The 13,271-nt window shown below is 32.7% G+C and carries 12 protein-coding genes; 2 read left to right on the top strand and 10 right to left on the bottom strand.

All coding sequences use genetic code 11. From position 1 onward, the window contains the following. Positions 1-79: 79 nt before the first annotated feature. The 7 genes from H4O20_RS07070 to H4O20_RS07040 form a co-directional block, all read right to left on the bottom strand. Positions 80-2,008, bottom strand: coding sequence for an ATP-dependent RecD-like DNA helicase (locus tag H4O20_RS07070; RefSeq protein WP_185098743.1), 1,929 nt, complete (start codon positions 2,006-2,008; stop codon positions 80-82). Between the two features lie 176 nt (positions 2,009-2,184). Next, on the bottom strand, positions 2,185-2,622 hold the full coding sequence (locus H4O20_RS07065) for a hypothetical protein (protein ID WP_185098742.1): 438 nt from the start codon (positions 2,620-2,622) through the stop codon (positions 2,185-2,187). 304 nt (positions 2,623-2,926) lie between these two features. Beyond that, positions 2,927-3,358, bottom strand: coding sequence for a hypothetical protein (locus H4O20_RS07060; RefSeq protein ID WP_139856532.1), 432 nt, complete (start codon positions 3,356-3,358; stop codon positions 2,927-2,929). Positions 3,359-3,519: 161 nt separating this feature from the next. Further along, the gene (locus H4O20_RS07055; protein WP_139856531.1) at positions 3,520-3,984 is read right to left on the bottom strand and encodes a hypothetical protein; all 465 of its coding nucleotides are present in this window, start codon (positions 3,982-3,984) and stop codon (positions 3,520-3,522) included. Next, on the bottom strand, positions 3,981-4,457 hold the full coding sequence (locus H4O20_RS07050) for a hypothetical protein (RefSeq protein WP_139856530.1): 477 nt from the start codon (positions 4,455-4,457) through the stop codon (positions 3,981-3,983). The genes H4O20_RS07055 and H4O20_RS07050 overlap by 4 nt, the downstream gene beginning before the upstream one ends. A gap of 785 nt (positions 4,458-5,242) precedes the next feature. Further along, a complete protein-coding gene (locus tag H4O20_RS07045) occupies positions 5,243-5,914 on the bottom strand; it encodes a hypothetical protein (RefSeq protein ID WP_221442765.1) in 672 nt (223 codons plus the stop codon). A gap of 643 nt (positions 5,915-6,557) precedes the next feature. Then, complete coding sequence (locus tag H4O20_RS07040) at positions 6,558-7,649, bottom strand: hypothetical protein (RefSeq protein ID WP_139856528.1); 1,092 nt, start codon at positions 7,647-7,649, stop codon at positions 6,558-6,560. Between the two features lie 134 nt (positions 7,650-7,783). On the opposite strand from H4O20_RS07040, the gene H4O20_RS07035 reads away from it, so the two are divergent. Both H4O20_RS07035 and H4O20_RS07030 read left to right on the top strand, forming a co-directional pair. Next, positions 7,784-10,576, top strand: coding sequence for a histidine kinase (locus H4O20_RS07035; protein ID WP_139856527.1), 2,793 nt, complete (start codon positions 7,784-7,786; stop codon positions 10,574-10,576). Then, positions 10,569-11,291 (top strand): LytTR family DNA-binding domain-containing protein, encoded by a 723-nt coding sequence (locus H4O20_RS07030; protein ID WP_139856526.1) that lies wholly within the window; start codon positions 10,569-10,571, stop codon positions 11,289-11,291. The genes H4O20_RS07035 and H4O20_RS07030 overlap by 8 nt, the downstream gene beginning before the upstream one ends. A gap of 51 nt (positions 11,292-11,342) precedes the next feature. Here the strand turns inward: H4O20_RS07030 and H4O20_RS07025 are convergent, their stop codons facing one another. From H4O20_RS07025 to H4O20_RS07015, 3 genes are all read right to left on the bottom strand, one after another. After that, complete coding sequence (locus H4O20_RS07025; RefSeq protein ID WP_185098741.1) at positions 11,343-11,540, bottom strand: hypothetical protein; 198 nt, start codon at positions 11,538-11,540, stop codon at positions 11,343-11,345. A gap of 407 nt (positions 11,541-11,947) precedes the next feature. After that, complete coding sequence (locus tag H4O20_RS07020) at positions 11,948-12,538, bottom strand: hypothetical protein (RefSeq protein ID WP_139856838.1); 591 nt, start codon at positions 12,536-12,538, stop codon at positions 11,948-11,950. 32 nt (positions 12,539-12,570) lie between these two features. Then, positions 12,571-12,819 (bottom strand): hypothetical protein, encoded by a 249-nt coding sequence (locus tag H4O20_RS07015; RefSeq protein ID WP_185098740.1) that lies wholly within the window; start codon positions 12,817-12,819, stop codon positions 12,571-12,573. Positions 12,820-13,271 lie beyond the last annotated feature (452 nt).

Raw genomic sequence — 13,271 nt, 5'->3', positions numbered from 1 at the left:
AACTAACTGGAAAATCCGCGAGGATTTTCCGAATAGGCTCGTACCAAGCAATTATTTTTACACGGCTTAGTGGCTGGCATTATTTCTTCCCAAGTAATTTTTGATGCCATTTTAAATTCTTTAATCTAATTATTTCATTCTCTTTAACCCTTAGTATTTGTTCTAATTCCGTAATCGCTTTTTTCTGTTGTTGAATAATTGATTCTTTGTCCTCAATTGTCTTTTCTTGGTTGTTTACTTTATCAACTAAATCCTTTAATTCACCCTCTTGCTGATTCGTCAACTTTTCAAACTCCTTTGTTTTATCAAGTAATAGTTTTATTGAATCATTCTGCTTGCTAATTTTGGCAAAGTTTTCAGAATTTTCCTTTAACAATTCATTATTTGTGTTTTCAATTTCCGTCTTGATTTTAGCTAATTCTTCATGTGTGTCTTTAAGTCCTTGATATTTGTTTTTAAATGAAGAAATTCTTGAAGCAATTGTGATAAAATATTTTTTAAATCCTCTTGTTTCAACGTCATTCCTATATTTTATTGCTTGAATAAAGTTTTCGTAAGCTGCATTGAAATCATAGTTCTGCACAGCTTCTCTTGACTTTTTATAATAAAAGTCAGCTTTACCTGCATTTAATTCTTGAACAATCAATGTACTTGGAGTTTCGTTTTGTGCAAAGCATAAAACATTAGGGTCAGTTTTTATAGCATTGTTATGGATTTTAGTCTTTAAAACCAGTCCATTAAAAGTTGTGCAACGGCTTAAAGCAACATAAACTTGCCCTGATGCAAACGCAGCACCTAAGTCTGCAATGACTTTTTCAAATGTCAGTCCTTGGCTTTTATGAACAGTAATCGCCCAGGCTAATTTGATTGGAAACTGAGTAAATGTTCCAATTATTTCTTCTTCAATTTTCTTTTCCTCGTCATTCCATTTGTATCTTATGTTTTCCCATTCCTGTTTTTCGACTGTTATTTCATTTCCTTCGGAAAACTCAACAATTATGGCATTGTCTTCTATTGATTTTATTTTTGCAATCTTTCCATTAAAGTATCTTTTCGCTCTGTCATTCTTGATGAACATAATTTGAGCGCCTTGCTTGAGTTGTAAGATTCTTTCAGTTGGCATTATGTTTTCAGGGAAAGTTCCTGTAACTGTAGCTTCAAAAAGTTTTAACTCTGTTTCTAATTTGGCTAATTTGGTAAGGTTTGTACTATCTACTATCTTATTATGAGTTGCGAGCGTAATGTAATTAGAGCCATTTTCAGGCGAGAACGTTGGATTAAACTTAGAGTTTAAAATTCCTAATTCATTTGCGGTAACCTGATTTACGCGAACTCTGTTTAAAAGGTCTATGAATTCTTGCTCATTTTGTCGATAGATTTTCTTTAATTCGATGTAAACAGGCTTATTATTCTCAATTACTTTCGAACCAAAGAAAAATTCAGTTGAATAAAACTCTTTCAGAATGTTCCATTCGTCAGGTCTTGCAATGGGTGCTAATTGAAAAGTGTCTCCAATTAAAATAACTTGAACACCTCCAAAAGGTAAATTTTCCTTTCTCCTGAAAACACGAAGTAACTTATCTACCACATCAATTAAATCACACCGAACCATTGAGATTTCGTCAATTATCAGAAGTTCCATACCTCTAATAATCTCCAATTTCTCTTTAAAATATTTAAAATGGTCAAATATGGTACTACGGTCAGAGTCATTCAAATCTGCTATAGTCCTCAACCTTTTATCATTTGGAACATAAACACTTGGTCTGATTTGAAAAAAAGAATGTATTGTTTGTCCACCTGCATTTACTGCTGCTACTCCTGTAGGAGCAAGAATTACAGTATTTTTTTTAGTTGTCTCTCGTAGGTATTTTAGAAATGTAGTTTTACCTGTACCTGCTTTACCAGTCAAATAAACAAGCTTATCTGTATGCTTTACAAAGTCAGAAGCATAATTGAATTCAACATTTGTTTCGTCTAATTCTATGTTATCAATTATTATCGGCATAGTTTATTATTTGCACTGTGGTTCTTTTATGCTTGCCACTAACGTGTTTGGCTATGGTTTCGTTGCGGATAAATCCGCAGGATTTGTCCGCCGTAAACCGAAGATAGTAAATTTGCGAGGACTTTCCGCGAGGAAAGTCAGAAGCAATGAATTATAGCCGGTGTTACCTGCTGGCTTTAATTCCCATTCAAATAATCATATTTCATAATTTCCTCAAGTTCATCATCAATATCTTCATCAAATTTCAAATTGTAAAGCATCCAATCCTTTTTCCCTTTATAATACTTGAAAATAAACCTTAAAGGTTGTCTGTCATATTTCACTAAGTAAACCGATACTTTTAGACTCTCGCCAAGTGACTTTTCAGTCAGCTTTTCGAATCCAATGTATTCACCCATAAGGTTTGCATATTCCCTTAATTGAAATTTTACTTTTTCCGTTCCGTCTTTGTTTTCTCCCATCCACTTATTAGTTCCGAAAATGTAGTCAAACGCCTCATCTGTATTTGATTTATATTTTTCGAAAAAGTTTGAAGTTAACTCGTCAGTCGAATTTTGAGCAAACATTATTGAAGTCAGTAGCAATAGACTTAGTAATAAGATAGTTTTTTTCATATTTAAATTTTGTTTTGTTCAGCTTGCAGGGTTAAGATTTCCGTATTTCATGAATTTTATGAAATTTCTCGGGAATGCGATTTTTAAAGCTTGCTGAGTGGTTAATTGGGTTATAGCAAGCAATATAATTTTTATTAATAAATTAGATGTGCCAAAATGAAAATTAGAAAAATCAATATCTAAAAATCCATTTCAAACTAGACCAATCCCCATAAAGGCAAACCAACTAGCTCCGGTTCAGTCAACACTGCATTCATGTTGGGTCGTACCGACCACACGAATGCTTAGTTATTGTACACAGTTTTTATTTAAATTCTTCAGTAAATGAGTCGTCCCATTTAAACGCATTTACAATCCAACCATTATTGTTTCTATAGTAAGTGAAAATCAATCGTATTGCAGTATTTTCATATCTTATTAAATAGGTCTCTCTAATTGCTATATCAGAGATAGTCTCATTTTTTACTTTTATTGTTCCAATGGATTTTCCGAATCGTTGTTCAATTATATTTAGATATTTAATGGTTTTTTCCTCAATCGACTCAAGTTCATTTTGTGGCATTGGCCAATAAGGAGTTAACTGGTCAAAGGATTCAGAGATTTTATTGTCATTAAACAATGAAACAACCTTTTTAGAAAGCTCTATAGTCTCATTTATGTCTTTCATATACTTTTCTTGAGCAAATAAGCCAAGACTCATAAATGATAAAGCGATTGCCATACTTGTTCTTTTCATGTTTCAGTTTTTTTAATTGTGTACAACGTGTCGCAGCTAAGAGACGTGGGGCTTTTTGAAGCATTTTCCTGTCCGCCCGCGACAAAGATAGCCACGAAGAACGAACTTAGCTAAAACCACCGCCCGCCCCATGTTTTCTTAGGTGCTGTTGTAGGGCGTTTTTATTTCCATTCAGGTATTCTCAATTTCAAATAATTCTTCTTGATCAACTCATTTTGTGACATTTCGATAATTTCATCGTTTCTACCGTCGGCTTTCCATTTTGTTATAGCATTGACTGTAAATTCAATTGCGTTATTCATTCTCGGTGGACTAAATGCCTTATCAAAGTCAATCCAAGTTGTTGTCTCTAATCTTTCCAATTTTGTCAGGTCGCAATTATGGCTGTCAAAGTGGTCTGGTAACCAATCTAAATAGTCGTTCATTAATTGCTTACTCTCTTTTGACTCTGCGTCAATTGGTTGAATGGTCTTGTTGATAAAGTCAAAAGTCGTCTTGGGCTCAAGTCCGAGGTTGTACAAGTCAATAAGCACATTTACTGCAAGTCGACCACTTTTCAAGTAGTCAATGCTCATAAAAGAGTGAGTAAAATTGTGGATAGCCGATTTATAATTCTTGTACTTCATTTTTTTCTTGTCCAAATATTCGCAACTTCAAAATGCCTATAAAACATTACCCAATTGGTTTCTTCTGAAATTATAGTCACATCATCTGAGCTCGGATAACAGAAGTCGTCCCAATATTTTAAAAAAATTTCTTTAGTTGTCTTCAGTGCCGTAGTTCGATTCCAAGTAACAATCACATTTTCGTCCCAAGTATCAAGAATTGAGGTGAGTTTATTGCGAAATGTGTCTATTTTTTCGTCATTTTCACTGCTTGCACTTATCCAATCAGTTTCAATAAAGTCATTGCTTAAATTATCTTCAATTTCAAAATAGTCAATTACCTTATTTAACCGTTTTGATTCTATTTCACTTACTGGTTCAATTTGAGCTTTTTCTAAATCAGAAATATCTGGGTTATGAGTCTTTTCCCATCTCCAATTCAACTCGAACTCCTTCAAGTCAATGATTTCACTGTTGATTATTTCTATTCTCAATTAGTCAGTTTTTTAATGCCCTACAACGGCAGTCTGTCTCAAAACTACACTAATTTTCTTTTAAATTCAGTTTTAGGGTTAAGATTTCCGTATTTCATGAATTTTATGAAATTTCTCGGGAATTCGATTTTTAAAGCTTGCTGAGTGGATAATTGTGTTATAGCAAGCAATATAACCCCTAAAAACGAATTGAGCGCAGCGCAAACGGCCGTTATATCGAACTTTACACCGCTAGTGCGCGAGTCCCCTCGCGTTGGTTCTCATAGAACTTAAATTCTCATTATCAGCATATACACCCTAACTACACCATCACATTCAAACATAGCACGAATAATTAAAATTTTATTTCGGGAAGTAATATCTTGTCAAATAATTGTCAACAATTACACCTAAATAATATGATTCTAACACCATAAACCCCAAAATCATTAAGAACAAATAATCGTAATAAGAAAAGAAATTAGGGACTTTATAACAACATGTAGTGAATACATCAAAGTTCGGGAGGACAGTTAAAATGTCACCCAAAACATATAATTGCCATTCCAAAACAACAAATACAAGATAAACTAATAATCAAACACACCCCCTCCGGCACTTATACCAATTTAACTTTTAAAAGTTGTATGAAAAATTTGAATTATTTTTAGTTCAGTTTAGGAAGAAAAACTAAGCATAGCTGTGTCTATGTTTATATTTTATGACAACAAATGGGCTAAAAAGAAGCAAATTTTATGCGACATTTGAATGCTAAAGTTTATACACATATGTTGTGGGCTGACATTTTATAAGTTTGCTTCTTCAGCATCGATAAATTGAATTAAGCTGTTATGAAAAATTTTGAAATTATATTTTATTCGTTCGTCCCGAATAGTTTTATCTGGATAATGCGAACAAAAAGCGTTTTTGCAAAAGATTAAAAACTCATCAAATGCTCTTTGCTCATCAATGGGAACCCTACTTGTTATTTCGCTTTTCTGGGTGGAAATTTGTCGCTTAATATATAAGTGCATAGTTGGAAATGAATGTTTTAATAATTTCTCAGCCTCTATTGGGTTTTCAACAAAAAACCTATCAAAATACTTCAGAGTAAAATTTATTAATTCTTTGAAAGGATTTTGATGTTCATCTAAGTGAATTTGGTAATAGCCCTCTATTAATTCGTTTATAGCTACCGACTTACCGTATTGATGTTCTCTATATAGAATGAAACCCAGTTCCGCAATACTTTTTATAAATTCCCATTCAGGATTGTCATAAAAAATTTTTTCTTCTTCCGTAAATTCCTCATTATACAATTCCTTTTCCTGCAATTTAATAACTAATTCTTCTTGGTCATCACAGTTATATTTTTTTTGTAATAACTTAATTTTATTTGAGTCCAACCCAATATAATTTTCGGTTTTGTCTGTTAAATCGCTAGCTTTTCTATTATCACTAGCTTTTGATTTAGACAACAAAGCGTACAAGGATTTTAATAATATCATCGATTTCTGTGTATAATAGTTTGTTCATTTTAGGACCGGCAAATAATTTAGCTTGCCTATAAAGACCTCGGCTATGAGTAGTTGAATGGGTTAGCTCTTAACTTTGCTTATCGCCACTGTTGTCATAGATTTTATTCAAAAGTTGTTCCATCAGCAAAGATTATTTTTTCAGGTGTCCAAACAACTTTTAAATCGTTCATATCTTTACTTTTTAATCGAGTATCTTCATCTATAAATTGATTGTAATTTGTCGTATAAGTTCCTTTAAAAGCCCCCTGCTAATGTGCGAGTCCCCACGCGTTCTTTCCTCATCGAATCCCAGCTCGGACTCGATTGTCACTAAAAGGGACTATAATTCTTAGCATAAAATGAGTTATTATATTCTGCAAAGTTTAACGGTTTCATTGCAGTCACCTAACTCTATTTTGGTTATTTAGAAAATATGAAGATATCGAATCCAAAAGGCTCTCAACCTTTAAATAGCAATTGCTGGTGAAAGGTTAGAAGAGTTTTTATTTTACGATAATGAAAAATCGAATCATTTTATAATATTTATATTCTTAGGATCACGCAACACTATCTGTCCCTTCTCATCATATTCTTTATATGTTGATTAGTTTTTATATTTCATTGCGTCATTTGGATTCACATAGTAGATTCTTTGGTCGTTATACAGCATATACGTTTTTCCAAAGTTTCCTCCTCCAACATAATCTTGAGCGATGTAAAAACCTTCGCGTTTATAATTACCTTGAGGTGTTTTCATTACCACAATAGCTTTGGCTACTCGTTTTAATGTTGCTCCAGTAAAAGGATGTTTTTTAATTTCCCAATCTGTTGAAGTCACATAAGCATAGATTACTTCTTCTTTCCATTTGTACCCTTTTGCAGTTCTTTGAATCAAAGCCAAAGCGTCAGATTTCAAAGCCGCGTCTTTCATTCCTTCTGCAGGCAATGGCTTCGCATCTTTAATTTCATCGTTTTTCCACATGGCACGCAAAGCATCAAATTTTTCAAATACAACTTTCGATGTGTATTCTACATTTTTTTGGTACTCTTTAAACTTCGTAGTGTCTTTGGCAGCGATGATGAAAGATTCTGGTGTAATATTGTTCATCCACTGGTGTCCAATCTCATCATTTTTATGGTATACATTAGCACCTATTAAAATTACACCTGGTTCTAACAATAAACATTCTGCATTATACCAAGAAGATGGTCCACCTGTCATTCCCATTTGAAACATTACATTTCCTTTGTCAGCAGATGACTTATATCGATCTGGCACCATTGCATAATTTGAGTTTCCTTCATCCCAATGAATTTGCATAGTGTGTTTTTCTTGGTCGTATTCAATTGCAAACCCTAAATAAGCTTTTGTAGTATCCTTGCTGAATTGATTGGCTGGTGCTTCAATGGCAAAAGTGTTGATATAATAATTACCTGAGAAATTGATATCATCTGTATAATCTGCGGTGTGTACCCCTTTAATAATCATTTGACCGTTTTCTGCCACAAACAATCGATCATGGTCCGCATAAGTTTGCTCATCTAATTCTTTTTCACCAATAACAGGCATTGATGCAGACTTTACACTCGCTTTAGAACTCTCGATTTTATTTTTCATTTTGTTTAACGCACCTAGCTGAGCCATAGTGCTGTTACCAAGGCAAAGTAATGCGATAATCAGGGTTAACTTGTTCATTTTTCTTAGATTTTTATTTTAAATTCAGAGCAAATTAAACAAGAAGAGGTCAAATTATTTGTAAGCAATTGCTGAACAACAGATATAATTGCTAAACGACAAAACCATCGATTTTTTTTATATTAATTTTGAATATGTTTAAACATAACATAATAGCATTCATCACATTTTTACTTTGTTTCCCTCTATTTAGTCAGGAAAATGAACCAATGACTATTCCTATTGACTATGAACATTTCGGAACTGTATATGATATTGTCGAATATAAAGCCAAGAATGAAATATTGATTGCCTCAGAAAAAGGGCTATTCAGATATACAGGAAAAGTGCTATCACCACTTCATAGTGAATCAGAAGAAACTTTTCATAAAATATACTTGCAAGAAAACAATATTTTCGCCTTAAGTTTCAACAACAGTATTTATCAATTAAAAAATGATAGTCTTTTACTCATCCAACATTTTGAGGAAAACATCAAAGACTTAGTGGTCATCAAAGATTCAATTTTTGTAACTACACCGAACTCACTTTTTATTGGTCAGAATACTAATTTCAAGAAAATAGATTTTGGAATTGATCAGTATCATCATGGGTTTATAAAAACAGAAAAGGGTTATTTCTTAATCCGACAAAGCCATAATACAATTGACTTATATAACCTACAAAAACAATGTAAAATTCCAACACAATTTAAAAAGTCAGTTCGCAAGGTCTTCACATCTAAAGAAAACAATTACCTCGTTTCTGAAAACATGGTTTATGAATTTGATCAAAAATCAGGTCAAATCAATATGCGATTTGATTTACCTATTCGACTTTTAAATGTAAAACTATACGATATTAAAATTCAAAAAAATGGTTTGATTACAATAGGTCATAATGATGGATTGTCAATATGGATTCCTAAGCAACAAAAATGGAAACATTATTACCAAGGAACGCCTATTCATGCTATTTCATTTGATCAATTTGAGAATATTTGGATGGGGACGAAATATGAAGGAGTACTTCAAATTCCTTCTACTGAGATAATGAAAAATGACATGAGCTCTATTCTTCAAAGAAAGGAAAAAATTGTAGCGTCTTATTTGACGAATGGGAATTTATTTTTGGGAACTAATCTCGGTTCACTTATTTCGTGGAACATCGAACAAGACATCAAGAAGGTAATCCATTTGACTAAAAATGGAGAAGTACAATCTATAGCACACAAAGACGACCTTTTATATGTTTACTGTGATCGATTATTTGTGATTGACTTAAATACACATACTGTAATTGAATCAGAAAAGGTTCACTCCACGAAAGCTATTTATGTAGATAGCGATGTTTTTGTGGCTACTTCTGAAGATTTTCAAAATCTGACAAAAGGGATTAAAATTAACAAAGGAAAGTGGCATAACAACATTTATTTTGACAAAATAAATTCACAGTTTTATTTAAGTACTAAAACAGGATTAATAATCATCAATAGAAGTGACTATTCTATTGAAAAGACAATCGAACAAAATAGAAATCTTATTGCAGTCAATAAACTTGGAAATCTCATTTATCTTTTTGATTATAATGGAGAAGTGCTTGAATTTAAGACTAAAAATTCAACACAACTTCCATTAAAAAACATTCGGAAAATCACAAAAATAAGTGATGAAGAAGTACTTTGTTATAACAAAAATGAAGTCGTTTTATACAACGCAAATATTGATCAGGTAAGAAAAATAAATTTTATAGCACAGCTTACAAAAGGGAAAGACATTGTTAATATTTCGAAGAATAAGACAGACTTACTTATCACAACATTAAGTGATGTGTATATAATTCATAACTATTCGGAATTCATATACCAAACTCCTCCAAAAGACTTAGCATTGATCATTAGTCAAAAGAATGGTGAAATGATCACCGAAACCATTAACTTATCTCATCAAAACAAGGGAATAGAGTTGTTTTTAAAAACCAATAAAGACCTTTCTTTTTTCACCAATTATGAGTTGTATTACACATTAGGAAACCAAGATGAATGGACAAAAATGGAAGCCAATCAGCAAAATGCTTTCCAGTTTAATATGGCTTTCGTTCCAGAAGGAAATTCAACATTAGCGTTTATTCTAAAAACCAATGAAAACACAACAAATTATCCTGTAAAAATCTATGTTAATTCTCCTTTTTATAAATCGTTTTGGTTTATTCTCGTTGTTTTTATTTCCGTCATTCTTTTGTTAATCGGCATCCAAAAAAAGAGACTCTCTACCATGAGAAAGGAAAACCTAAAAAGAATACAAGAAGAGCGTTTAAAAGCCAGGGTTTTTAAATCGGAACTAACCGCAATTCGATCTCAGATGAATCCACACTTTGTTTTCAACACCCTTTCATCTATTCAATTGAAAATTGCAAAAAAAGAAACAGGTGCAGCCTTCAAAATGGTTCAGAAATTTTCTTCATTAATGCGTGGAATATTAAACTATTCACAAAAAGAACTGATTTCTTTAAGGCAAGAATTAGACATTCTCAATAACTATTTAGAATTAGAGAGAAATCGATTTGAAGATAAGCTGAATATTGAGATGAATATCAATGAAGAAATGGATTTAGAAGACTTTAGAATTCCATCCTTAATTACACAACCCATTGCAGAGAATTCAATCCATCATGGATTAAAACATAAACATGGCGAAAAGAAGATCAGCATTATTCTTCATAAAATTGATGATTTATCTTACACCCTAGAAATTAGTGATAACGGGATTGGAATAGAAAAAGCCAATCAAATTAACCAAGAAAACAACAAATCTGATTCGTTTGCAATGCAAGCGATTAGAAAGCGAATTAAGTATATCAACTCCCTCAATGAGATTAGTGTTGATTTAGAAGTCTCTTCTACTGACCAAGGAACAAAAACCACCATAAAAGTGAAAGAAAATGATTAAATACATTGTTATCGATGATGAGCCTAACCCAAGAGAATTATTGGTTTTTTCAATAGAATCACTCGGACTTCCGTACCAATTAGTTGGTGAAGCTAAAAGTTTGATGGAAGGGGTTGATTTAATTCGAAAAGAGCAACCTGATGTTGTATTTTTGGACATTCAAATGCCCGAACATATTGGATTAAAAATCAAATCATTTTTAAATGAAGAAGAATTCAATTTCAAATTGATTTTTGTCACCGCATATGATCAATATACCATTCAAGCGATAAGACTTTCAGCTTTCGATTATTTACTAAAACCAATAGAGTACACTGAACTTTCTGCATGTTTGGAGCGCATTTTAAAAGAAAAGAAAACAGAAAACACCTATCAGCAATTAAAAACAATTGAGAATCAAAATGTCATTGTGATTAAATCACATGAAGGAACTTATTTCATCAATATTCACGAAATACTATCCATTACCGCAGATGGAATGTACAGTAAATTTCAACTAAAAGACAAAGTGATACTTTCCTCAAAACCACTAAAAGTTTATGAACAAATACACGATAAGTTATTCCGTTGTCATCGTTCACATATTATCAATATTGACCACATTGAAAAATTAGAAGGACAAAGTGTGGTACTCAATGACCATCAACAGTATCCTGTTTCACGAAATTACAGAGCTGAATTAATTGAGGTTTTGAAAGCAGGATTGGATGGTTAATTGAATGGGATTAATGCGCAGAATACAGTGTATTTCTATCAACCTTTCTTGTTATTGGTTGTTAAATTTATTTTTCTCCACTTTTCCCAAGTCTCGTCCAAAACATTCCATAAATGCTTCATCGTCCGAAATGATTGTAAAACTTGGTATTGCTATAATTTCGTCAGTTTTAGAGTTGTAATAACAGTCATTACCGCAATCCAGTTCCTGCGCAATTTCTTTAATTATTTTCGATTTGGAATTTTCCATTTCAAAATAGTTTTCTTGTCTGCCTTTTATTTTCAGAGATTAATCAGATAGATGCTTGTTAATAAAAGAGAAATAAACCCGAGAATTCCGTATAAAATCTTATTGATATTAGATTTTAAATTTTCGGTTTTATATAGTCCATACATTCCGACTGGAGGTAAGATGAATAATAGTGTATCTACTATTGTAGAATTGTTATACCACTTCTCATTATTTACTTTTTCCATTGTTCTTTTTTTTAAATACCAAGATAGCTCTTATTATTTTTAGCTGGCGCACAACGTGTTGGCTATGGTTTCGTTGCGTTAAAATCCGCTAGGATTTTCCGCCGTAAACCGAAGATAGCAAATTTGCGAGGACTTTCCGAGAAGAAAGTCAGAAGCAATGAACTATAGCCGGTGTTAGCTTTAGTTTTTTCTAATTTCAAGTTTTTGAAACTCTTCTTCTGTTATTCTCAATTTAAGAAATTCCAAAGCACCTAAACTTAGTTCCTCTATTATTTTTATACGATAATCTTCAATATTACATTCTGTATTGGATTGTGGAATACTCAGACATTCCTCATTTTCGCTATTATTGTAATAAAGCAAAAAATATGGTTGGTGTGAAATCCAACCTTCACACATATCATTTAATTCTTTATTTTCATTCAACTTTTTACCATTCAAGAATTCAATCGTTTTTAAATTTTGGTCAGTAATTAATGAAGATTTAGTCGTTTCGTAAAGTTCATTATCGGTTTTATTAATCTTAATTTCTATCCCTCTAATCTCATTCTCTTGTTTCCAAAGAATCTTAGCATATCCTGCCTCAGTTCCAGCAGAATAATGAGTGAGTGAGATAAAATTTTGAGCTCCATTATTCTTCAAACTATCGATAATCGATTTTGTTTCTTTCAAAATTTTCCCTCCATATTCGTTGTCACAAAAAGTCGCTAGTTCTTGAGCACTTGCAAGAAGAGATAAATTCAGAAACAATAATAGAGTTTTGATTTTCATAAAATTAAAGCTAACGGCAGTCTGTCTCAAAACTACACTAATTTTCTTTTAAATTCAGTTTCAGGGTTAAGATTTCCGTATTTCATGAATTTTATGAAATTTCTCGGGAATGCGATTTTTAAAGCTTGCTGAGTGGATAATTGGGTTATAGCAAGCAACATAACCCCTAAAAACGAATTGAGCGCAGCGCAAACGGCCGTTATATCGAACTTTACACCGAGATTAAAGAGTCGTTTAAGGTTGTAGGCAAGGGTCAACAAGCCGGCATCTGCCGAAGCCACGGCTATCTTTTGCGACTTTTACAGCCCGTGGGCCACCGCTACACTGGCAAGAGCAAATCAAAAAACAGTTAAACAGACCTATATAAAAAAACGTGAATCCCGACGTAACGGGACTCCTATGGCCAAAATGAAAGTAAACGACCAAACAAACCTGAAAAACAGTGGAGAGAAACTACAAAATGTACAGTGTGCTTTAAGTCCTTAGCAAAAATTGAGGTAAACGATCCCAAATCAGGGAAAACCGACTCCTGAAAACCCATCCCAAACTAGACCAATCCCCATAAGGACAAACCGACATACACCGGTTCAGTCAACACTGCATTCATGTTGGGTCGTACCGACCACACGAATGCTTAGTTATTGGCTGTAGTGTTTTTTTCAATCCCATATGTTTGGTCTATCAATTTTCATTGCTCTTAAATACGACAGAAATTGTCCTGCGTGAACTGATT

Source organism: Aequorivita sp. 609 (assembly GCF_014212065.1).
In the GTDB taxonomy this organism is placed as follows: domain Bacteria; phylum Bacteroidota; class Bacteroidia; order Flavobacteriales; family Flavobacteriaceae; genus Aequorivita; species Aequorivita sinensis.
This window is presented reverse-complemented; position numbering and strand designations above follow the sequence as displayed.